Origin of the sequence: Natronomonas gomsonensis (genome assembly GCF_024300825.1) — an archaeon.
GTDB classification, from domain to species: Archaea; Halobacteriota; Halobacteria; order Halobacteriales; family Haloarculaceae; genus Natronomonas; species Natronomonas gomsonensis.
Genome location: NZ_CP101323.1, coordinates 2,899,828 through 2,922,696, shown reverse-complemented (window position 1 = coordinate 2,922,696; position 22,869 = coordinate 2,899,828). Strand labels below are relative to the sequence as shown.

Sequence of the window (22,869 nt, the reverse complement as noted above, 5' to 3'; positions counted from 1 at the left end):
TCGAAGAGTGTCTGTATGGATTGACTCACTGTCCCTGGAGGTGACCATCTGTGGAGTGGTCTAACGTTCTGACACCCATGCCCGACGTCGTTGACCGCCGGCTGGTCGTCGACGCCGGTCTTCTCAGCCTACTTGCGTGGGTGCTCGTGGGTATCCGCGTACTCTTACCATCGGGTCTACGGGCCCAGCTAGCATTTGACCACGGGGCGTTCATTCCCTGGACACTGTGGACGCACGCGTACGTGCACGACGGGTGGGCCCATCTGCTTCAGAACGTTGGTGGGTTCGTGGCTATCGCCGGAGTGGCATACATCCTCTGTCGGGTACTCAACGCTCGGCGGTGGTTCTGGGTATCAACTGTGGCGTTCTTGACAGTCCTGCCAGTGCTCGTGAGTCTATCGAGTTATGTGCTGCTTGGGTGGTTCGCGCCGGCGGCGACGCCGGTTGAGCGTGGGTTTTCCGGTGTGGTGGCAGGGTTCGCGGGGCTGGTCTTTGTTGCGTTCTTGATGTGGGTGAACCGAGAGGTCGGACTCGCCGCGACACAGGCTGTTGGGCAGATGGCCGTATTGCTCATACTCTGGGAACTGTCGGTGATATATTCCGGCTGGGTCGATGTTCGGGTGACTGCCCTCGTCGCGTTCGGTCTGGCACTCAGTTGGGTGTTGCTGCTCCGTGCGGTATCGTGGCGAGACGCTTGGGACCGACGAGAAGCATGGTGGACAGAAATCTGGCTGGCTATCGGGGTAGGTATAGTGCTGCTGACGGTTGTGGTTGCGCTATTCCCAGAAGACCCTATCAGTGGTGGGACGTTCACGAATATCTTCGCGCATGGTGCTGGATTTGTGTTGGGCGGTCTCGTCGCCGGCGGGGCGTGGCAGGGGATTTGAACATGACCACAAATCGGCAGGATTACTCACTCAGTTCGCTCGTAAGGTAGTCCTTTGCCGGTTCAGTGGACTTCTGGAGCAATTCGATTGGGTTCCGGTGACCGATACGCGCCCTACATCTTGAGTGTGTCTTACCAAATAGTGCTCAGTAGTCCGTGCTAATGTTTGGTAAGAGCTAGGCGGCTTGCCAGCAGAAGCTTCGGAAACGATGGAGGTAAAAAAGCATCTGGAATAATAGAAAATACTACACAGGTTGTCTGTAGTGCTTTCTTAGAGGGTATCAATCGGTTTGGGATGGTTTTGGCGTTACTCGCCAAACCAAGTCAAGACCATGGAAGCTGCGGAGCGGAACCTTCGATGGGCAAGTGATGTGGTGGCCGAATATTCATACATTGCTAGACCTTAGCACTATTTAGAGCCAATGGCATCTCGTGACTCCCCTTCAATCTCAAAAGATACAGCGGCAGAGATTCAACGGTACGGATCTGATGAAGGGTATGCACCACTAATTATGGATTTAGTTGCACATCCGAAAGGCACTGTCTCACTTGAAGAACTCATTATCCTGAATCCTGAAACTTCAGAGGGAACCCTCCAAGAACGACTCGACACACTCGCCAAGGTAGGCGTTCTCGCGACAGCTACGTCGACTAGACAGTCTTCTTCGGACAATCGACTGTATTATTATTTAACCGAAACAGCGCGAGCGGTTTTTACGCGTAATCAGATGTTCTCGCCAGACCCGCTCAAGGAGATGTTCAACCGCCTCGAACATACTGAGCGGTTCTGTGAACTACTTGAAAAGCCTCGTCCAAAAATCGATGCGAAAACTGTCGACCTCAATCAAAACCAAGTCCCTACTGGATTTTAATTCAATTCTTCATCGTGAGGTGTCGACTGTCGATGGATGTCTCGCTCCTCTCGAAAGGTGGTCGCTACGAAGTCAGTCCGCGTCCGTCAATAGGTACGAAGTCGACATCATCGACGAATCGTGTACCTGCCCCGACTGGCAGCAACGTTCACCCGAAGGCGGCTGCAAGCACCTGCGCCGCGTCGATCACGAGATCAAACGGGGCCGCGTTCCCCGACCAGACGGCCGCCTTCCTTCCCCGTAGGGCGACGATTGAGCTACTCCACAGGACGGACCGTGTCGCCATCTCGTTGGGCCCGGTCGAACGTTGAGAGATACGCGAGCCGGTCGTGAACCTCGTCGGTGCCCAACTCCAGTTCGGCGGCCAGTTCGTCGACGGCCATCGGCTCGTCGAGTGCCTGGAGGACTTCGAGCCCCCGGTAGTACCTGTTCGTGAGCTCCTGGACGCGGTCCTCGATCGGTGTGGTCACTCCGTACCGCTCCTCGAGTTCGACCAGGGCCTCATTCGCGAACGTGGCGAACTGATCGTCCCCCAGGCGTTCGATCTGGGCTTCGAGTTCAGCCCGGACGACGTCGTAATCGAGGCCGGCCTGCACGAGCATATTCATGTCCTCGATGTCGTCATCGCGGCCTGCGATCGCCTTGAACAGGAAGATATCCTCGTTGCTGACTAGCCGGACCGTCAGTCGATCCGTGTCGAGGAACGGCTCGCTGCGCTCTCGCATCCCGTCGGTGAGCACGAGCTTGTTCGCGACCTGCTGGTTGAAGATGTCGAGGCGACACCCATCGTCGTTTTCGACGCAGCTCGTCGCCCCCAGCGCCCGGTAATCTGGATCCAGCGATTGAACTTCCGCATACCCGAGGTCCATCAGGACGGCCCACAGCTGGCCGTACGCGTCGCCATCTGGGACGACCAGGTCGATATCTTTCGTCGCTCCCTTGAGGTCGCGCAGCGACATCGCGCCACCACCGATCAGGTAGACCGTGAGCGGTTCAGATAGCCCGTCTCCGATTCGCTGGAATTCGTTCTCGATGTACTCACGTCCGAATGTTGGTCTCATAGTAGATCAATAGGAGTGCCCGAGACTACGGGTGAGGGAGAAAACCGACACTCGTGAGCCGCCTTACAGTCCATGGCAGAGTTGACCCCCCACTAGACCTTATTAATACTTTTAATCACAGGTTGTTTTGTGATATGTATGGAGGTCCACCGCACTGTTCCGGTCAAACTCGATGTGACCGAAGAGCAGGCGGAACTGCTTCACGAGACTATCGACGAGTTTCGGTGGGCCGCCAACTATGTCGTAGATACCGCGTGGGACGGCGAATGGGCCGAGACCCGAAAGTCCGTCCTTCACGACCTGACCTACGACGAACTACGCGAGCAGACACGGCTTCACAGCAACCACGTTCAGTCGGCTCGCGACCGCGCCGTTGACGCACTCGAAAGTGTGGTCGCGAAGTGGTCGAAGGGAGAGTATGCTTCATTGCCCACGTTCACCTCGCACTTCGTGGAATATAACCAGCGCAACGCCACATTCCACGACGACCATGCCTCGTTATCTACCGTCGATGGACGCGTCATTGTCGAATACGTCATTCCCGAGGTAACCCGTGAAACGCCCTTCTCCGAATATCTGCAGTGCAACAAGTGGGAGACTGCTGGTGCGACACTCCATTATCGCCGTGGCGATTTCTATCTCCACGTCCGAACAAAGGCGGACGTGGACGATCCCAAACCGGCCGAGAACGGAACGGTTCTCGGTGTGGACCTCGGGATTGAGAACATCGCCGTCACCTCGACTGGCGCGTTCTGGTCTGCCGACGAACTCAACCACTGGCGAACGGAGTACGTCCAACGCCGCAAGTCACTCGAAGAGTGTGGGTCGCGGTGGGCCCACGAGAACGTCCAAGCGGTCGGGCGAAAGGAGAAGGGACGCTTCAAGCAGTATCTTCACCGTGTCGCGAACGAACTCGTAGACGAGGCAGTTGAAAATGGCTGCAGGGTGATAGCCTTCGAGAACTTGACGGATATCCGCCGTCGGGTGCCCGATGCCCGTAAGTTCCACGAGTGGGCGTTCCGTCGCCTGTACGACTACGTCTCGTACAAGGCCAAGGGACGCGGGATTCAGGTTAAGCAGGTAAACCCGAAGAACACGTCCCGACGGTGCTCGTCGTGTGGGTTCACCCACGAGGACAACCGCCCGTCGCGGGACACCTTCCGCTGTCAGTCCTGTGGATACGAGAACCACGCGGACTACAACGCAGCGAAGAACATCGGCTATCGACTCCTTCGCAACCAAACTGGTGGCGAAGGAGGCGCACCCGTAGGCGTGCGCTTAAACACCGGGATGCTGAACGCGAACGGGGTTAAGCCCCTGCCGGATTCGGCCAGAGCGGGAGTCCACGGTGAACACTACGACCCATAGGCCGTAGTGAGCTTACTGTGGTAGTGGCACCTCGTACTCAGCCGCCAACTCCTGAAACTCGTCCCACCCCGGGAGCCGGTCGTCGTCGACCTCGCCGTGCGTCTCGAGGTAGCGCAGCAAGGCGTCGATTTCGTCTTCGAGGCCATACTTCGCCCCCTGCTCTCGGAGATCCTCCTCGTCGACGTCGACTTGGCTGAGTAGAAGGAGACAGTACGAACGGTGGCGGCTGCCGTCGTCGATCAGTAGCGTGTGACAACAAAGTTCCGCCGGCGAGACTGCGTCGAGATCCTCTGAGTAGAAGTAGTAGCGATGGCCAGTGAGCAGGAACTGGAGGTCGAAGGCCGCGAACCGAGCGAGGCCTGTTTCGTGGAACGCCGCTGCGTCGATCTCCGTCTCGGCCTGCGCGAGGAATTCGTCGTAGTCTTCCCAGAGAATCGTGCCCTTCGGGGCGACGGCTTCGAGGCACTGGCGATGCAGATGGTGTGCGAGTTCACGGGCGAACTCGTGGAGGCGGTCGAAGTCGGCGTTGAACTCGTAGTGGCCGTCGGCCGTCCCGACGAGACCACGGTCGCGAAACCGCTTGAGGACCCGATTGACCGTGTTGCGGTAGTTGTCGCTCCGGTCGGCGATCTCGGAGACGGTTCGCGGCTGGTCGAGGTAGTACAGCACCTCGAGTGTCTTCCCGGTCAGCAGCTCGGGGAAGTCGATGTGGGAGTGCTGGCGGACGAGGTCCTGGTAGAGCTCGACGGCACGAGCGTCTGACGGGATGACTCGTTTTCGGCGGCCGTCGCGTTCCGTGTAGACGAGTCCCTTTTCGACGAGGTCGGCGACGGCACGAGAGAGGTAGCTCTCGCTGTGGTTGAGCTTCGTCGCGAGTTCGGAGATCGTGTCGCCGCGTTCGACCGTGGCGAGGACCTCGAGTTCGATACGCCGGAGCACGGTGTAACATAGTACGAAACTTGTATATAAAGAAGTTTCGAGTAGTGTTACAGCCAGCAGGCACGAGAGTCGTCTCCATCGTCTTAACCAACAAAACTATGGATTCGTGGGCCGTGTTGGTTAACACGAGAGTAGCCGATGTCCTACGAACCCCCGACCCCACCGGCGAACCTCCCGACGGAGATCGTCAACACGCTCAACGAGTCGGACCCGAAGCAGCTTCGAGACGTTGCAACGTACGCTGAGGCGCTCGCCGAGCACAAGGAACGAGAGGCCCGTCTCGAGGAGTCGGCAGATCAAGAAGAGGTCGAAGAACGACCAGACAATCTTCCGGACGACGTCCCGGCCAAAGCGACGATCACGATCAAGGAAATCAACGACAATCGCTACTACTACTGGCAGTGGCGGGAGGGAGAGAAGATTCGTTCTCAGTACAAGGGCCCGGTCAACCCGGACGAGTAAAACGCGGTGAGGGAGGACACCCACCCCACGTTTCCGTCGTAACTGGATGTGGGTGGAGGGGGTGACGTTGATTTCGAAGGGACCACACCCCCCGCATTTCCGTCGTTTCTCCACGACGGCGTAGGGAGAGGCTACGATAGTGGTATGCAACCACTAATTATGTTGACCTAGAACCAATCTAGAGATGAACTAATATCTGGGACACATAGATTAAAGTAGCATAGCTGAGAAACGCTCATTAAGTGCACTTCAGCTATGAAAGGGGCGAAGTACTTCACCCCCTCAGATGAAACGATCCTTTCCAGCTGCTTCTGTAGACGGCCAGTATTGGACGGTTAGGCCGCTCTCGTCTTTGGTATCTCGTTATGGACGTCTTCTTCGAGTCCCCTCCCCACCTGTTCGGTGATTACGACGGAAACGTGGGGTGTGTGGGTTCGTGATTCGACAACAACGCATCGCTTCCGTCTACGGGTTTCCTATCTCACTTCGGAAACCCGGCTATATTGTCAGCAATCCAATTCCACCGAATGACGGCATTTCACCGCCGGTTTCGGACAAGGAACGTCGGAAACGTGGGGTGGCGTTCTCCACTAGATTTATACTCCCCCCGCTCACACCGTGTGATATTCAATGACGCCCGACTCTTCACCCAGTTCTGTCGACGATCCACTCTTTGAATCCGGGCATCGCATCTTCGCGAACAAGGATCTCCTGAAAATCGGCCACGTGCCGGAGGCTGACCGGATCGTCGGTCGCGACGAGGAAATCTCGAAGCTCGCGAAACGTCTCAACGGTGCTGTCCACGGGTACTCCCCGGAAAACGTGATGATCTACGGGAAAACTGGGACCGGTAAATCTCTCGTTTCAAAACACGTCTGCCAACGAGCTAAGAATGCCGCTCAGGATGGCGTCGAGATTGGAACCGCGTATATCGACTGTGCTGAAGACAACACGGAGACTCAAGCAATCTCCTCACTGGCCGCGAAGCTGAACGATGAATCTTCGACTGGAATCTCCGTCCCACATACCGGCCTCAGTACGTCGAAATACTACAAACTCCTCTGGAAGACGCTCGACGCCCAATTTGATTCTGTGATCATCATCCTCGACGAGATCGATCTGATGAACGACGACAGCGTGCTGATGAAGCTCTCGCGCGCTGAGGAGGCGGGAAAAATCGACTGTAGCGTCGGTGTCATCGCGATCAGCAACAAGATCCAGTACGTCGACAACGTGAACGAGCGCGTGAAAAGCAGCTTCCAGCACAAGGAGCTGTTCTTCAAGCCATACGACGCCAACCAGTTACGGGAGATTATGTTCAACCGTGAGGACGCCTTCCAGGACGGCGTCCTTTCCGAGGACGTGATTCCGCTCTCGGCGGCCTTCGCCGCGCAGGAGCACGGTGACGCTCGGAAGGCGATCGACATTCTTCGCCACGCCGGGGAGGTCGCCTACGAGGCCGGAGCAGAGCAGGTGACGGAGGAACACGTCCGCCAGGCACAGCAGCACGCCGAAAAGGACCGGTTCAGAGAACTCGTGAACGGCGCACCCACGCAGGCGAAGGCAGCGTTGCTGGCGCTCACGGAGCTGAGTGTCAACAGCAACGACGATGCGTTCCTCACGAGTCGGGTGTACGACCAGTACGAACGCATCTGCAACCATCTCGATATGGATATCCTCTCAGTCCGCCGGTTCCGCGACATCCTGAAAGAGCAAGCCTTCCTCGGGGTTGTCGAAATCGAGAAGATCAACAAGGGGAGTGCGGGCGGCATCCACCTCCAGAACCGACTCATCGAAGATCCCCAGGTCGTCCGCGAAACGATCCTCGAGGACAGCCGGATGCAGGATTGGACTCGCGAGTAGTGACCCCCTACTACTGAGTGGATGCGGACGACGGAAATCCGGGGTGGGCGTGAGGAAACGACGGAAACGAGGGGGGTCGAAAATTACGTCGGAAACGTGGGGTTGGATCGAAACGACGGAAACCAGGGGTGGTGTCCACTACGAAGGTTCGTTGGAGGCTCCGAACGAGCTCAAAACGGCGTCCCTCTCACCGGAGAGCTCCCGGCGAATGTCGGATCGGTCCCACCCGAGCGGTGAAAGCACGCTCTCGACCGCTTTGATAAGCTGCGTCTCGTAGTACGAGGCGTCGTAGGTCTCGATCCCCTCGTGGACGAGGAACATGGTACAGGAGTGCTCCACTCTACGTTTCGCTCCGAACGGTTTCTCGACATCGACAACGTCCCGGGCACGTTCTACCCGGATCTGGTTGAGGACATCAACCAGTGCAACCGTATCGGGATTAACGACGCTACGTACGTCCTGGTATGGAAGCTCTTAGAGAATCTCCTTATCGACATTTTCCGGGACCAGTACGGGAAGCAGGAGATTGATCTGTACTACCTTCTTGAAAACCGGCGGTCCAGGACGTTCAACGATCTCATCAATACCTTCGAGGAAAATCTCGACGACTTCCAGCATAGCTCTGGAGGCCTTGACAGCGACTTCATTAACGAACTAGACGCTTTCTGGCAGAACGCCAACGCAGAAGCCCACTCCATCGAGACCAACATCACTAAAGACGAGATGAAGGAATACAGGGAGCAAGCCCGTCACGTGGTCCAGATACTATTCCGTGTAAATCAGAATATGTGAAGCCTATTGTAGCGTATCGAGAGAAGCAGTTAGCTGCTGTTGTATATCAAGACCTGTGTGGAACCGATCGACGATCTCTACTTGATGCTCAGGGCAGGCAATGATTGCCACTGCTCCGTCCTGTACCGGAACGACAGGTTGATCTGGATTATGGGGTGCGAGGTGGCAACTAGGACAGTTGATACCGCCGGCTGGCCGATGCTCTATGAGTTCGGCTGTATTCTCGGTAGTGAATCCGCAGACAGAGGCGAACTGCTCCAGGTGTTCATTACATCCAACAAGGGGGAGTGTGAGCTGATCCACGAGAAGGTAGGATACTGTGTGACCTCTGTTAGAGTGGAGAGCAGACTCGCACGCATCACACTGGATAGGCGGATGACTATGGAAGTCGTCCGTCTGTTGCTGGGAGGAATCTGCTGGGGGCATACTGAGGTGTGTAGCTTGGAGTTTAGTTGCCACACGGGTAAGTTATGGGAACATATTGTCGTCTCCAGTATCCTGCTGGAACTGGGAGAGGTCGATATTCTCCAGGATATCTATATCAGTAAATTTCTCAATGAAGATTACGATCAAGATACCGGGGCCTTGGAGTCCGGTGCGACGACGATATCGAGGTCCGTAGAGAAGCGTGCGTTGAACGCTGAGGCTGCGTAGCCACGACGAGAACGTAGTCGTGGCCTTCTTGGGTGAGCTCCTCAAGCAGTTCGATGAGTGCGTCACTTCGATTGTTGAAGCTCATGGCTGTGCCGTTCCGTCTCTCGATACGTGACGCCGAGGTCGAGGTCTTCGTACATCCGGTCGAGCATCGCCAGCGCCGACTGGAATTGGGCGTAGTTCTCGCGCATGTACTCGATCGTCTCGGCTCTCGGGATTACCGGGTACCCTTCGACGTGCTCGATATCGAGTGACGCGTGTGGCTCGAGGACGATCTGCAGCGGTCCGTCCAACTCGTCTCGGGGCTGTCGTTCGAATACGGTCGGGAGGTCGAACCACTCGAAAAATGTCTCCCAAGCGTCGACGTCCTGCTCACGAACAGCCAGGAACAGTGGATAGTCGTCGGGCTCGCGACCGACCTGGTAGCCGCCCTGAGTCCACACGTAGACGGCGTCGATCCGCGTGAACGCGAACGGCCAATCACTGAACTGTGTGATGACGTACGTTTCCTCGATGGAGGGTGGACTGACGCCGGCGCTGGCAGCGACGAGCTCGAGCGCTGCGTCGCGTATGCGCTCGTCGACAACAGTGAGCCCGTCGTCATAGGTGACATAGCCTGCGTCTTCGAGCCGATTGACGGCTTGTCTCACTGTCTCGTAGGGCGTGTGGAGGTGTTGGGCGACACGGCGGATGGAGTTACCACTCTCGATGGCGAGGAGAGTCTGTGCCGCCGTGTCGTCGAGAACCTCGTACATCTGGTAGTTACCACTAATCAGGTAACAGTTAAAAGGTTTACTAGAGATCTGATTACTGATCACATTGGATACACCCTGTTCGATGGTCTCGACTAGCTCCGACAGTTTCTGTCAAGGAATCTCTATGAACTCGCCATCCTGCTAGGTTAAGAATGTCGCGTTTGCGAGCATCGTCGATACCGACCTATAAGCACTCTAACTGGTGCCAATTCATTGCTCTTCGTTTTTGCTAATCCATTGGTTCTGAAACCCTGTTTTCTCCTTCCGTTCGCGATATCGCGACCGCCTCAGCTCGAAAACAGGGGTTTGCCCTACGGTTTTTTAGTGGTTCGTTCCGTCTGTGATGAGGACTGCGTGGAGAAACAACGGAAACATGGGGTGTCTATCTGTTCGAGTTCACTCATCTAGATTGACTGGGTCTTTGTATTTGGAAATCACTTTTTCGCCTTCTCTCCACTGCCAGTAGGAGTAGCGGTTGTCGTTGATTTCCTTGATCGTGATCGTCGCTTTAGCGGGCACATCGTCCGGGAGATCGTTTGGTCGCCCTGCAATCTTGTTATCTTCCGCCTCAGCATCTCGGCTGTGTTCCCACTCGTCAGCTGCATCTTCCTCGAGGACGTCTTCTTCCTCACCGCGAAGGACACGAAGATAGTCCAACGCAGAGAGGTACGGAACGGTTGCTCGAATACTGCGTCGCCGCTCCTCACTCCAGTCGTGCTTCTGCACTGGAGACAGTTGCCGGTGGTCGCCGCCGACCAACACCTGACCAGCTTCCTGAAGCCCAACGCCGGACAGCAAGAACTGTGGCGTCGTCATCATTGAGGCCTCATCGACAGTCAGTAGATGCCAGATGGATGCAGCCGCAGTCTCCGCTTCCTCGTCACCTTGGATGATATAGTCAAGTAGCTTCCACGCCCGACTTGGCGTTGCGAATACGACCGTCTGTGTTGCCGAGTCATTACCATCGTCGAAGTCGGCTCGTGTTCCTTGCTCTCCTGGTGTTGTCTCTCGGAGTCGCTGTCCAAGGCGTTCTAGTTCAGCGTCATCATCAGAATCATTGTAATCAATATACGATACCCACTCCGGCGCGTCAGCCGGTTTGTCACCGGTAATCCGTACTAACTCTACAGACCCCAGCGCACTCGACGGATCTTTTGAATTGCACGCCGCATACAGGTCGGAAACGCTCTCGAGGAGTTCATCAATCGCTGTATTGGACGGTGCAGTAACAAGTCCGGCAAACGGCAACTCTCGTCGGCTTCGATCCCAAGCTCGCGCCAGAACTGCTGGCGCGAACGCCCCGTCTGTTTTCCCAGTTCCAGGCGGCCCTTGCAGGCCAACAATTTGTGACTCGTGTTCTCTGATGAAGGCTTGTTGTTCATTGCTAGGGAAGGAGGATTCGGCCTCTTCGCTATCTTCGACATCCGGGTTGATGTTGTCGGCTAGAAATTCGCCAAAGGCGTTGAGATACCGCTCTTCGAAGAGGCTAGTCTCCGGTGCAGGGGTTTTCCCCCACCGAATTCGCTCCAAACAAGTATGTAGAGCGTTGTCGTCGATGTACTCAAGTGCGGTATCGACCCGCCCTGCATTGATATCGTCAGTCTGTGGGTCAAGCAATACCGAGTCGCCTGTTTTGAACACCACATACGGAGACTCTGGTCCACCTTTGGCTGGGTCTGTCGCCCATTTGTCGTGCCGTCGACCGAATTCGGCACTCGACCCCCAGAAATTGTTCAGACTGAACACAACCTCGTTGTTGTCAAGGTCTAACGTTTCGATGGTTGCTTGGACGCCTGACTCAATCCCGTAGGGTGTTGAGACGACCTCGTCAGTCCGCCCCGGCTGCCATTCGTTTGCTACCATCCACGACCCGCTGCTTGATCCATCACTTCCTTTCACCCGACACGCACGCTTCACGCGCTCGGCGTTCGTCGGGTTGTGGAACTGGTTATCGTACCGTACCCGACCGGTAACCCGGGCTGATATATCGGATACTTCTTCGATATCGATGATTTGGACGGGAAGCGTATTCCCACTAAGCAACCGCTGGGGTTGCTGCATTCGGTAGTGAGAATACTCTTCGTTTCGAGCGACACTATGCTCAATCCGGAGATATTCACGTCCGGCTTCGGCCAGCGTTGGCGACTCAAACGAGTCCTCGGCAAGCGTTTCGATTGGGTATGGCTGTTTATCGAGCGTTGCATCCTTGACTGTGAGACTCCGTTCGATGTGTTCGAGTGCGTCACAGAAATGCCGCCCAAGCGTCTCGATATCCGTTGGGCGAAGTGGAGCTGTTTCCCCCGCTGTATCCCGATACCGGAACGATTGAAGCGGGTAGTCGCCCAGTTCATATTTCTCCCGCACTGATTGCACCCATTCTGCATCAATCCGCCCGACTGCACTCCAGAGATATCCAAGCGGGATGCTCGAGTCGTATCGCATCCGCGTGGGAACACCACTCCCACCAGCTCCCCTGGTCGGGTCAACGATTCCGCCCCCGTCAGGGTCTGGGTCACCCGTGACGGTTCGGCTAAACAATCGATACGAAAAGACCCGACGTAGCTCGAACGTCTCGGAACTCCCCTCAGGCGTGTAACTCCACTCGTCGTTCGTGCGGGGTTTGCGATAGGCATCCGTCGGCGGGGACACCGACCGGTAGGCGGTAAGCAACCCGATGGCGGGAGTTGGTAATTGGAGGTGCTGGCTGACAATCGGCTTGAGGACGGACACCATCGGTCGATCTTTCCCGGCCTCTCCCTCTAGGACATCCTGGAATGACTCTATGAGCTCGTCGTCGTGTCGGCCGAACGCGTCTTGTAGCGCCCTCATCTCCGTTGAATCATACAGGTAGTAATGCAGGAGTGGGTCTGTCTGCGCAACGCCAGTATAGTCGATTCCCGTATCCACTCTTCTGATGGCTTCGTATAGCTCACCGATGAACTCCTGGAGCAGTGCTTTCTCAGCCGTGTCTGCGCCACTGTCGAGATCTGGCGCCCCATCGCTCGCGACTGCCATCCGCTGTGGTTCAACCTCACTCGCTGTTGCCGTCACACGCCCGCTAATCTGTAGAATTCGGTCGCGAAGATGATCCCGCTGGACGTTCAGATACACGCGAATCATCGACCCATTGCGCCACACTGTCTCAAATGGCCCATCATCATCGGGCTCATCATCAGGTAGTGAACACCGACCCGTCCCAGGAACCCACGGCCGCGGGCGGTCACTAACCCCGCTACCAGATGCCTTTTGACCTCCATTCTCCTCGCTCGGGTATTGAGTTGAATGGAGTTGGTCTTCGAGAATTTGGGCTCGGTAGACTAACGTTGGAAGTAACTCGCCGATCCCCGGAGTTGTTTCCAATTCTTGATAGACGGGTGTCCCGTTTCGCCCGCGTCGATACTCAGTCGGATACCAGTCATCATCATCTGGTGGCTGGCAAAGGTCAGCAAGGTCACTCACAGATTCAATCCCGTGTTCCGCCAGTAGCTCTTGCTGGGAGATTGTAAGCCCGAGTAGTCGTAGATGGCCTTCCTGATAGGCGTCCGTCAGGCAGGACTCGTTATATGGGCAGTTTGCACATTTCGTATTCAGTTGGTAGGAAACGTCCTTGAAGTCAGTCTCTGAGAGTTCCTGTAACTCGCCGCCCGAGGAAAGTAGCCGATTGATATCCATCACTCGTGGCCCGACATCGAACGTCGGTACGGCATCGGCTATCGGTGCGATTGAGTCAGTATCGTCCTGAGTAATGATTCCGGCGTCGACAGTCACCATCTCGGTATCGACACTGGGGGCAGTAGCGAGTACGTCTTCCAGCAGGGCCACATACGTCGCCGCCTGTATCTGGTGGTAGCTTTTTTCCTCGTCGGTTCGCTTGATGTCGACAATTCGAACTTTCGCACCGGTATCGGTTGCCCACACGAATACGAGGTCGATGTCACCACCGACGTTCCACACGCCAATCGTCCCGGCGACACTCGCCTGAGTAATGATGGCTGGTGTATCTGGGGCTGGCTGCTGGCTGCACGCTGTAGCGATTGTCTCGACGAGCGTGCCGTGATCTGGCGTGAAGTCGTCGACGTCCCGCTCTAAATCCAGTAGATCACAGGCATCGGTTGCGACTTTCTCGACGACTTCTTCTTCGAAGTCCTGTCCTGCCTTTGAGAGGAGGAGATTCAATGCCCGGAAGGCTTCGGTGAAGTCACTTCCATCGTGGTACTAGGACGAATCTTGCTCTTCCACGCGGTGTTTGAAATAGCGAGGACACTGGTCGAAACTGATGTACTCACCGATTTCGGCGGGGGAAATCGTTCGTGGGTACTCGAAGAGGTCGTTTTCAGTCACCTCTGGTGGATCGTCAGCAGACTGCCGTGGCGTGTGTTCAGAATCAGAGGGTGATGACATAGTGGGTGGAAGTGTACTGGAGTTCTACGTTAGGAGTCTATAAAGATGATTCAATACTGAACCGGTTCTCCGGGTGAGTTCGGTCTGAATTAGAGGGATTTGAGGAAACACTCGATATCGAGTGCTGTAATCCGGGGGAGATTGCTGGCAGCTATTCATTGCGAGTCGATGTGATAATTGACCCAGTTACGACCGATCACTATTATTTTGTCTGGGTGTAATCTAGCATAAATGGCCGATTTTCGCGAAGAAATCAAGGTATGGGAGCGGAATAACACTAAGCGAGAACTCAGGGACGCATTTGAGGAACGTACTGGTGAGCGACCCACTTCTTATAACCCGCTGTGCGAAGTGATGTTCCGTGAATTGGCCCCTGAACATACTCCGATAGATTATGCATCTCGCAGTGAGGAGTTCTCAGATGATTTAGATCCGGTAGGTAAGCGGTCGCTTGGGCTGGCAATATTGCTACACGAAAGAATTGGGCATCCCCCTCACGATATGTGGGGTGGTACAATAACAAATCGTCTCTACGCGAAGTGCATTGTAGCATTTGACGCCAACACAGACCAAGAAGTCGTCCAACAGGAAAATCATGTGCCAACTGATCTTCCTGAGGAAGTGGACTCTTCCCCTGATATCCCTCATCGTAGTGGAGTTATAGAACCTGATGTCGTACCTATCGCCAATTTCGATGATAGATGTGAACAGGTCCTTAGGGATTGGCTTGACCAAAACTCAGATTTGGCTGATTCAGAATCATTTGTGTACGTCTTGAATTGCACCCCACCCAAAGGGCATGAAGAGCCTGCTAAGGTCACGCATAAGCGTTCTATGGCTAAAGCGAAATTAATTGCTGACCAAGCGTTGGACTCTTTAGATCCGGTTGACCAAGCCGCTATTGCTTTAAATCAGAATAAAAGCTTGATCTATGTCGGGAAAGCAGATGATTTATTGAGGCGGATGAAGGCGCATAACGCCGGGAGTGGTCATCACGGAATCAAGTTTACTCATGTGTATCGACCAAGGAGTATACTCAAGATACACGGTTGTTCCTCCTCGGAAGAGGCAGAGCGTTTGGAAGGGGAACTCGCACGCGAACTCAATAGTGGTGATAAGGCGTTCGTCTATTCCGAAAATATGTAATAGGGAGTCCTGATCAGGAATGAACGTGGACGCCAGCATTGTAAGGGTCAGAGTTCTCGAACTATAAATTACCTAATTTCTCATGCTTTCGTCGTTCGTATTGTTCGGCTGATTTTACTGGGCGTACATCGTGAATAGAATCCACTGCTTGGAGTTCAAGTTCACCATTGACAACTTTTTCACGAAACATTGTATTGCAGTATTGGCATTCAATTGATTTGGCTTTCTTATTTTCACTAAGGATAATCCATTGTATAGTCAAGCCGTGTTTGGAGCATGAAGGGCATCCGTCAAAATGCTCGTTGTACTGTTGTTCTTGCTGGCGATGCTGCTTGCCCTTCTTTTTTTCCGCGATTCTCTTCTGCTCTTCATAGGATTTAAATGTCGTCTCCCCACCACTGCTTGCTTCCACCATTGCGGCATCCATCGCGGTTTCTACTGTCTCTACAGCTTTCCTCTCATTAGTACCAAGGAGCCTCTTTAACGTCCGAAACATACAATTTCATGGATTGACTCCAAAATAAAAGATTCCCCAAGATACATAATATTGCTGAATTGATATAATTTAAGAGACCACACCTAAGACGCCTCTGAGTTGTAGCCATGGAGTGGTGTCTTCTGACGAACTCTTAACTATTCTTGTCGGAATCGTTTCCTGTCGAAGACACCGGAGACTGAAACGTATACGGAGTGAGTTGAGACCCAACTGGCCAGCTATGTCGTTCGTCTGTCTCAATCAAGTCCACATTGATGGTTTCGTAGTAGTCCAATTTACCAGCTGTTTCGGCGCGTTTGCGGGATATTCGACACCGTATCGCGTTACTTAATTGGCTTGCAGTTGAGCATCCGATACGGGTACCCGACCGGCCCAGTTTTCGAGACCGCGTCGATCGTGGACTCGTCCGCAAACAACTGACGAGCCGGTATCTCCACACAATGGGAAAACAACTGGAGCGCGACCTGGGCCTCCCGTCGGTAACGGCCATCAGTATCGGTGCGATGGTTGGCAGCGGCATCTTCATCCTGCCGGGGCTGGCGATGAATATGGCTGGGCCGGCAGTCGTCTTCGCGTACTTCCTCGCGGGGGTGCTGGTGTTGCCCGCCGCCCTGAGCAAATCCGAGATGGCGACGGCGATGCCCGAGGCCGGCGGGACATACCTCTACATCGAGCGAGCGATGGGCCCGCTGTTCGGGACTATCGCCGGGGTCGGAACCTGGTTCTCGCTGACGTTCAAGGGAGCGCTGGCGCTGGTCGGCGGCGCACCGTACCTGGTCCTGTTGTTCGATTTGCCGGTGACACCAGTCGCACTTACCGTCGCGGCACTCCTCATCGTCCTGAACATCGCCGGCGCGAAGCAGACCGGGCGGATGCAAATCGCTATCGTCGCGGTCATGCTGGCGGTAATGGTCTGGTTCATTGTCGCCGGCGTACCGAGCGTCGAAGGCGCCCGCTTCGAGGGCTTCTTCGATAGTGGATTCGAAGGCATCCTCGGGGCGACCGGGTTCGTCTTCGTCTCGTATGCCGGCGTCACGAAAATTGCCAGCGTCGCCGAAGAGGTCGAAAACCCCGACCGGAACCTCCCACTCGGCATCCTCGGGTCGCTCATCATCACCGCCGCTATCTACGTCGCCATCGTGACCGTCATGGTCGGCGTCGCCGACCAAGCCGCCCTAACCGACACGCAAACCCCGATGGAAGTCGCCGCCAACAACGCCCTCCCCGCCCTTGGTGTCATCGCTGTCGTTATCGCGGCGCTCCTCGCGCTAATCAGCACCGCTAATGCGGGCATTCTCTCCTCGTCGCGTACCCCTTCGCGATGAGTCGCGACGGTCTCGCACCCGACATCTTCGAGACCGTCAGCGACCGCTTCGAGACGCCAGTCAACGCCATTACGATTACCGGCGGCGTGTTGCTCGTCCTCATCGCATTCGTCCCAATCGACGACATCGCCAAACTCGCCAGTGCGTTCAAAATCCTGGTGTTCATCCTCATCAACGTCGCGCTCATCGCGTTCCGACAGGGCTCAATCGAAGCCTACGACCCCAGTTTCGAATCACCGCTGTACCCCCTTCCTCAGCTGGTCGGCATTGTCGGCGGAATCGTTCTCCTGCGATACATTGGGTTCGTTCCGCTGGTCGGGGCTGTCGTCATCATTGCGGGCTCGATGGGGTGGTACTATCTCTTCGTCTCCCGCCGGGGCGGGGTCGGGCGTGAGGGCGCAATGACTGACGCCGTCCGACGGAGCGTTGGGCGGGACGTGGTCGAGCAGACCCAAGCTGCGGTGGAAACCGGCGGCGACGAGGTGCTGGTGGCAGTCACCGAGCGGACGGCCCCTGCCGTTGAGCGGGCACTGATTGACCTTGCTGTGGATTTAGCGCAGACTCGTGAGGGCGGTGTCCGTGTCGTCCAGTTCGACGAGGCGCCCGACCAGACGCCCCTTCCGCAATCCGCCGATACCCTCACCGAGGCCGACCAAGCCTTCGAGACGAGAATGGCTGATCGGGCGACTGATTCGACGATACCGATTCGGTACGGCGAGGTCGTCAGCCACGACACCCGCCACGCTATCGTCAACTACGCCGCCGAGGTCGACGCCGATACCCTGATTATCGAGCGTTCGGCCGGATCGAAGCCGTTGCTGGGCAGTGATGCGGACTGGATCGAGAACCACGCTCCCTGTGATGTGATCGAAGTCTCGAATCTCGATCACGAAGCCGTCGAACGTATCGGCGTCGTGACCGACGAAGGGCCGTTCGATCCAACGAAGGTGGGGCTGGCCGACGCCCTCGCCACGGCTGTTGGTGGAACCATTACCTTCTATTTCCCGCTTGGAGCGGACGCCCCGGAGAGTCGCCGGAACACGACCAACGATTACCTCTCTGAGCTGGTTGAGTTGTGTGAGGCGCCGGTCGAGACGAGAGTTATCGAGTCGGGGATCGATGAAGCGATCGAACTCGCGGCTGCGGACTCCGATGTCATTGTTGTCAGCGGTATCCAGCGTGGGCTTACCGACCGGCTGTTCGGTCGCACCGACCCCGTGACTGCTGGGACAGAACACGGCACGCTGATTGTCTACGGGGAAAGCCAACCGGGGCGCCTTCGTCGTGCGGTCGAACAGCAGTTGTTTTAGATTTCTGTTCGCCCGTCTGGGTTGGTCTGTTAACTTTCGATATTGCCCATCACTCACTCAGGGTGACGTTGGTGATTTCGAAGCGTGCGCCGCCGGTCTCGGCCTCCGTTACGGTGATGTCCCATCCGTGGGCAACGGCGACTTCGTTCACGATTTTGAGGCCAAAGCCTGTGCCCTCGGCGGATGTGGTGTACCCCGCCTCGAACACCCGTGTGCGTGTTTCCTCTGGGATTCCGGGCCCGTTGTCCTCGAGGAAGAAGCCATCAGCCAACTCACCCACCGTGACCGTCGCATCCTCCCCGCCATGTTGGGTAGCATTCCGCATCAGATTCTCAAGTAATTGCTGGAGGCGGGTGTAGTCGGCTCGAATCGTCTGCGTCGTCTGGATGTGTACCGTTGCTGCAGCTGTCTCAACGTTCTCCCAGCAGCGGGCGGTGATGTCCGCTAGCACCACGTTCTCGAGTTCCATCGTCGTTTCTCCGTCGCGGGCGAGCGTCAGCAAATCCTCGATAAGCGTGTCCATCCGGTCGTGGGCTCGCTCGATGGCAGTAAGGTGTTCGCTGTCACACTCTTCGCGGGCGAGGTCGAGCCATCCTTGTGCGACGTTTAGGGGGTTACGGAGGTCGTGGCTGACGACGCTGGCGAACTCTTCAAGCCGTTCGTTTTTGCGTTGCAGTTCGCGTTCGCGTTGCTTCCGGTCGGTGATATCCCGAACGACCGCGAGAATGCGTTGCTTGCCATCGATAGTGGTTTGTCTGAGATGGACTTCGACGGGGAGGGGGTCTCCGGCTTTGGTTATGTCACGCCACTCGAAGGTCTGGGGGCCGTCGGTGGCTGCGTTCTGGATGTATTCCTCGGCGCGCTCGCTCGTATAGGGTGGTTCGTCAAGGATGATATCTTCAAAGCGCAATTCAAGGAGTTCCTCGCGGGTGTAGCCCAACATTTCACAGAACTGTTCGTTGGCATCGAGAAGTGAGCCATCTGTCGTGTCGTGGAGCGTAATCCCATCCGGGATTTTCTCGAACAGTTCGTGGTAATCGGGCATTGCTAATCTATCTCAAGTTCAAATAAAGCATCCAGTACATTACACGATATTCTAGTCGAATTTTTATACAGAATCGGTCTGCCGCTTGCCCTGCAGGATTCAGATTACTTGCAGTAGTTTAGAGAGAGGGCGGACTTCTTCCATGCTTGTGTCCCGACGTTGAGCGTGCCAAGGAGAATTTTCTGAGAGGCCTTTTCACGAAATCCGGTGGTATAGCTCTCGAAGCGCCGTCACTACGGAGGGATATCACAACTGATTTTTAGGGTGATGGAAATTACCACACGAGGAGTGATGATTTTCGGCGTTCAACACCTTCGGGATTGAAGTCCTTCTATATGCGCAATCCCCAGCGGATTGTAGACGTGCGAACACACTGTTACAAATCATGTTCTGAGGGGTCACAAAGTGCGATGCGTACCTCGTCGGCAGAGACGGTGAATATCACGACTTTCAACTCGTGTTCAGTGGCAATGTTGCGTATGCTTTCCGGGGCATTTTTCGGGTCGGCTTCTATAGTATCACCCATCGGTAACGCGTCGAGAATCCGTATCCAAAGTGGTTGGTTCTCGTGTTTCAGTCCTCCCTCGCGTGGGATCTGACCGGATACCCACTCACCAGACAATCCTGGCACGGCCGTATCGCCGCTATCGAACTCGAATCCAGAATATCCCGCCTCTTTGAGTTCTTGTCTCACTCGCTCCCAATCGGTCATTAGTCGTCTAATCGAACAATACTGACGTAAATATCCCGCCTGTACTGAATGATACGTGCTTCACCTAGATAGGGCGATTTACACTGAATAACTCTTATTTTTCTTCGTTTCGCTTCTGCCACACATATCGAGCGTATCCCCCAGCTGCTATCGCAGCAGGTGTAGTTGCCACTCCGAATCCGGAGCCAGACGCTTCAGTCGCATCCTGCCCTCCCCCGTCTACTGGCTCTGTTTGCTCATTCGAGGAGTCGGCGCCCTCCGGAGATTCTGTCTGGGCTGCAGTGTCACCCGACGCGGCGCCCTCGAATCGAATCGTCCGCTCGTGGTCCGGTGTCGCGACCGTGAGGTCGGTGTAACCGTTGTTCAGCAACCGCTCCCCCGAGAGACTGACGTGTGTCGAACTGTCGAAATACGTCGTCGTCCCCGCCTCGATGTTCTCCGAATCGACGTACCTTGGAGTCGCCGCCACGTCTTCGAACAGGTACAGGAGGCCGGCACCGTACCCCTGAATGTGTACCTTCGTCTGTAGCGTCGTCTCTCCGACGCGTACCTCGACTGGCTTCTCGGTCGCCACGCCACCGGTGTTGTGCAACATCACTACGACCCCAAGAGAGCCGTTGTGTTCGGCTCGGAATTCATCCACTGCCGCCCGCGGAACAACGATTCGGTCGTCGTCGATTCGACCGACGTACCGCGTGTCGTAGTCGAGTTTTATTCGAGGTTCTATCTGCTCGTCGGGGAACCAGTACTCGTCCCCGGTATTGAGTCCGGATGCGGAGAGTCGACCGGCACCCACTCGGAACGACGCCGGACGCGGTCCGAGTTCGTCGTGGCCGTTGATGGTCTGATGGCGGATCCGTTCGTCGACGCTGTGGCCGCCCTCCGGGTCAGTCGCGACGGTCGGAGCAGTGACGATTCGATCCGCAAACGCGTCGGACGACCACCGCTCGGTTCCGTCCCGGATGTCCAGCGCTGTCAGTTCCGCGCCGCCGATGAAGACGGTGGCGCCGGCGGCCGTCGGATTCACTAGGGTCGACTGTTCGTACGTCCATTCGGGGTCCGGATTGAAGAATGTGGGATTCGCCGTCGTTGCTCGGAACCGGACGCTTGGATCGTCTCCAGCGCCGTCGTCTAATTCGGGTCGGGACCCGACCACCACGTACGGGTGGCGCGCCGCCGTGGGACGCCCGACGACGAACGCGGAGTTCAGGTAGCCGAGTTCGCCAACGTTGTCGAACGGGCGAAAAGTTGGTCTCTCCGAGTCCGGGTCGAACCGGTCCATTGTTTCGTCGCGAGCTGATAATAACGTCTGTCCGTACACCGACAATTTCCCTGCGTTGGGACCTCCGGGTTTGTCCCGTAGCAAGCTTTCGCCCACGCCCCAGACAGTCTCGCCGGTGTCCGGATCCACTCCGGTCAGAATGTTTATCCCTCGCACGTAGACGGTTCCGTCGAGAGCGACTGGCCCGTACCGTGGGACGCGGAGTGGAAGCCCGTCGTAGGTCCCTTGCTCCCAGAGCTGGTCGCCGGTCTCGGCATCGTAGGCCGACATCGTGCCCCCGCTGAAGGCGGCTTTCCCGAGTACGAACACGGATCCGTCGTACACTAGCGGCGCCTGACATGGGAGCGTGAGTACCGCGCTGCGAGTCCGCCACGTTCGTTCACCCGTTTCGGCATCGAGCGCGTACAGGTACGCTGTCCCCTTGGGGCGACGAGGGACCGTTCTGGGTGTGGCACCGGAATAATTCTGGATGTAGACGGATCCGTCGTGGATCGTCGGAGGGCTGATTGCCGGGAAGTCGGTCTCGAAGGCCCACTCCTCCTCTCCTGTCGCGGCGTCGACGGCGTACAGTCGCCCCCGACCGTTGAGGTAGACTGTCCCATTCCAGACCAGCGGCGGTCCCGCAGTGCTGGGCGGGTCGGCTGAGAACTCAAATCCCCACCGGCGGTCGCCGGTCGCCGCGGCGAAGGCGACCAGTTCACCGGCTTCGGAGACGGCGTAGACAGTCCCATCCGTCGCGTCGTCTCCCGTGACTCGCCCGGAGACAGCGACCCCTCCGAGTGTCGCACCCATCAGTGACAGTACTTGTCGTCGACTCGGTTTACCCCCCATACCGGGGCGTTGGTGGACTCTGAATAAATAACTACACGCTCGTAACATAGATTACTGCTCACCCATAGAGACGGTTCGAGATGGTATTGGGCGCTTGCCTGCCGGGGTTCGGTGTCTACTTAGAAATCACACACTCGTCTGCGGCCGTCCGGTGTACGTACTCTCTGTATCTCGTACGGCATTCCTGGCTGGTATCAAGTAAGTCCGCGGGTTGACTGATATGTGAGTCTCCTATATTGAACGATTGAGCACGATACATTGGTTCGCACGGTTCTGGGTGGGGGTTGTGAAAGCGGGAGAACCCCGATGTTCAGAGGGCCTCTTCTGGCAACTGCAAGTGGGGTGTTACTCTTGAGGCTGAACATACTGTTGCTCCCACTCACGTCGCGCCTCTATTTCCCGGCGACCACGACGTGTGAGCGTATAGATGTTTGTCCGCTGGTCTTTCTCACCTTTTTCGACGAGTCCCTTCTCAACGAGTTCGTCGAGATTGGGATACAGCCGACCGTGATGGATTTCTTTCTCGTAGTAGTTTTCGAGGCTTGCCTTGATTGCGAGGCCATGGGGATTGTCGAGGCCGTCGATCACGTATAGTAAATCGCGCTGGAATCCCGTCAGATCGTGCATACATATCTGTTAATCTATCAAATGTTAAGAATACCGACTGCT

Annotated in this window: 17 protein-coding genes and 4 pseudogenes; 10 read left to right on the top strand and 11 right to left on the bottom strand. The window is 56.2% G+C overall.

Annotated elements, in window-relative coordinates:
- Positions 1-77 precede the first annotated feature (77 nt).
- The 3 genes and pseudogenes from NMP98_RS15515 to NMP98_RS15505 form a co-directional block, all read left to right on the top strand.
- Positions 78-887 carry a hypothetical protein gene (locus NMP98_RS15515; protein WP_254858768.1) on the top strand — a complete coding sequence of 270 codons (810 nt, stop codon included), beginning with the start codon at positions 78-80 and terminating at the stop codon, positions 885-887.
- A 421-nt stretch (positions 888-1,308) separates the two neighbouring features.
- Positions 1,309-1,758: a hypothetical protein gene (locus NMP98_RS15510; RefSeq protein ID WP_254858767.1), complete on the top strand. Its 450-nt coding sequence runs from the start codon at positions 1,309-1,311 to the stop codon at positions 1,756-1,758.
- A gap of 29 nt (positions 1,759-1,787) precedes the next feature.
- Positions 1,788-2,002 (top strand): annotated as a pseudogene (locus tag NMP98_RS15505) (hypothetical protein); the annotation flags it as partial.
- A 13-nt stretch (positions 2,003-2,015) separates the two neighbouring features.
- Here NMP98_RS15505 and NMP98_RS15500 read toward each other — a convergent pair.
- Positions 2,016-2,819 carry a DUF6036 family nucleotidyltransferase gene (locus NMP98_RS15500; protein ID WP_326494479.1) on the bottom strand — a complete coding sequence of 268 codons (804 nt, stop codon included), beginning with the start codon at positions 2,817-2,819 and terminating at the stop codon, positions 2,016-2,018.
- Positions 2,820-2,957: 138 nt separating this feature from the next.
- On the opposite strand from NMP98_RS15500, the gene NMP98_RS15495 reads away from it, so the two are divergent.
- Positions 2,958-4,187, top strand: coding sequence for an RNA-guided endonuclease InsQ/TnpB family protein (locus tag NMP98_RS15495; protein WP_254858765.1), 1,230 nt, complete (start codon positions 2,958-2,960; stop codon positions 4,185-4,187).
- A gap of 12 nt (positions 4,188-4,199) precedes the next feature.
- On the opposite strand, the gene NMP98_RS15490 is transcribed toward NMP98_RS15495, so the two are convergent.
- Entirely contained in the window at positions 4,200-5,126 is a 927-nt protein-coding gene (locus tag NMP98_RS15490) for an ArsR family transcriptional regulator (RefSeq protein WP_254858764.1), read from the bottom strand.
- Between the two features lie 138 nt (positions 5,127-5,264).
- Between NMP98_RS15490 and NMP98_RS15485 the strand changes: the two genes are divergently transcribed.
- Complete coding sequence (locus NMP98_RS15485; RefSeq protein WP_254858763.1) at positions 5,265-5,588, top strand: DUF6788 family protein; 324 nt, start codon at positions 5,265-5,267, stop codon at positions 5,586-5,588.
- A gap of 630 nt (positions 5,589-6,218) precedes the next feature.
- Entirely contained in the window at positions 6,219-7,451 is a 1,233-nt protein-coding gene (gene orc4, locus NMP98_RS15480) for a DNA replication protein Orc4 (RefSeq protein WP_254858762.1), read from the top strand.
- 138 nt (positions 7,452-7,589) lie between these two features.
- Here orc4 and NMP98_RS15475 read toward each other — a convergent pair.
- Positions 7,590-7,766, bottom strand: a pseudogene (locus NMP98_RS15475) (DNA polymerase domain-containing protein); the annotation flags it as partial.
- Between NMP98_RS15475 and NMP98_RS15470 the strand changes: the two are divergent.
- Positions 7,758-8,243: a hypothetical protein gene (locus NMP98_RS15470; RefSeq protein ID WP_254858761.1), complete on the top strand. Its 486-nt coding sequence runs from the start codon at positions 7,758-7,760 to the stop codon at positions 8,241-8,243. The pseudogene NMP98_RS15475 and the gene NMP98_RS15470 sit on opposite strands and share 9 nt — an antisense overlap.
- A 57-nt stretch (positions 8,244-8,300) precedes the next feature.
- Entirely contained in the window at positions 8,301-8,897 is a 597-nt protein-coding gene (locus tag NMP98_RS15465; protein ID WP_254861350.1) for a hypothetical protein, read from the top strand.
- 62 nt (positions 8,898-8,959) lie between these two features.
- Here the strand turns inward: NMP98_RS15465 and NMP98_RS15460 are convergent, their stop codons facing one another.
- From NMP98_RS15460 to NMP98_RS15455, 3 genes and pseudogenes are all read right to left on the bottom strand, one after another.
- Positions 8,960-9,652 (bottom strand): helix-turn-helix domain-containing protein, encoded by a 693-nt coding sequence (locus tag NMP98_RS15460; protein ID WP_254858760.1) that lies wholly within the window; start codon positions 9,650-9,652, stop codon positions 8,960-8,962.
- Positions 9,653-10,048: 396 nt separating this feature from the next.
- Positions 10,049-10,309: a DUF6788 family protein gene (locus NMP98_RS19630; RefSeq protein WP_411911612.1), complete on the bottom strand. Its 261-nt coding sequence runs from the start codon at positions 10,307-10,309 to the stop codon at positions 10,049-10,051.
- A gap of 78 nt (positions 10,310-10,387) precedes the next feature.
- Positions 10,388-13,828, bottom strand: a pseudogene (locus tag NMP98_RS15455) (AAA domain-containing protein); the annotation flags it as partial.
- A gap of 456 nt (positions 13,829-14,284) precedes the next feature.
- On the opposite strand from NMP98_RS15455, the gene NMP98_RS15450 reads away from it, so the two are divergent.
- Complete coding sequence (locus tag NMP98_RS15450) at positions 14,285-15,199, top strand: GIY-YIG nuclease family protein (RefSeq protein WP_254858759.1); 915 nt, start codon at positions 14,285-14,287, stop codon at positions 15,197-15,199.
- A gap of 61 nt (positions 15,200-15,260) precedes the next feature.
- On the opposite strand, the gene NMP98_RS15445 is transcribed toward NMP98_RS15450, so the two are convergent.
- Positions 15,261-15,695: a hypothetical protein gene (locus NMP98_RS15445; RefSeq protein ID WP_254858758.1), complete on the bottom strand. Its 435-nt coding sequence runs from the start codon at positions 15,693-15,695 to the stop codon at positions 15,261-15,263.
- A 440-nt stretch (positions 15,696-16,135) separates the two neighbouring features.
- On the opposite strand from NMP98_RS15445, the pseudogene NMP98_RS19625 reads away from it, so the two are divergent.
- Positions 16,136-18,330 (top strand): annotated as a pseudogene (locus tag NMP98_RS19625) (amino acid permease).
- Between the two features lie 49 nt (positions 18,331-18,379).
- On the opposite strand, the gene NMP98_RS15430 reads toward NMP98_RS19625, so the two are convergent.
- The 4 genes from NMP98_RS15430 to NMP98_RS15415 all read right to left on the bottom strand — a co-directional run bounded on the left by NMP98_RS15430 (position 18,380) and on the right by NMP98_RS15415 (position 22,827).
- Entirely contained in the window at positions 18,380-19,375 is a 996-nt protein-coding gene (locus NMP98_RS15430; protein WP_254858755.1) for a sensor histidine kinase, read from the bottom strand.
- Positions 19,376-19,751: 376 nt separating this feature from the next.
- Positions 19,752-20,087 (bottom strand): hypothetical protein, encoded by a 336-nt coding sequence (locus tag NMP98_RS15425; protein WP_254858754.1) that lies wholly within the window; start codon positions 20,085-20,087, stop codon positions 19,752-19,754.
- Between the two features lie 94 nt (positions 20,088-20,181).
- Positions 20,182-22,161 (bottom strand): outer membrane protein assembly factor BamB family protein, encoded by a 1,980-nt coding sequence (locus NMP98_RS15420; protein ID WP_254858753.1) that lies wholly within the window; start codon positions 22,159-22,161, stop codon positions 20,182-20,184.
- Between the two features lie 384 nt (positions 22,162-22,545).
- Positions 22,546-22,827, bottom strand: a complete 282-nt coding sequence (locus NMP98_RS15415) for a helix-turn-helix transcriptional regulator (protein ID WP_254858752.1) — start codon at positions 22,825-22,827, stop codon at positions 22,546-22,548.
- Between the last annotated feature and the right edge of the window lie 42 nt (positions 22,828-22,869).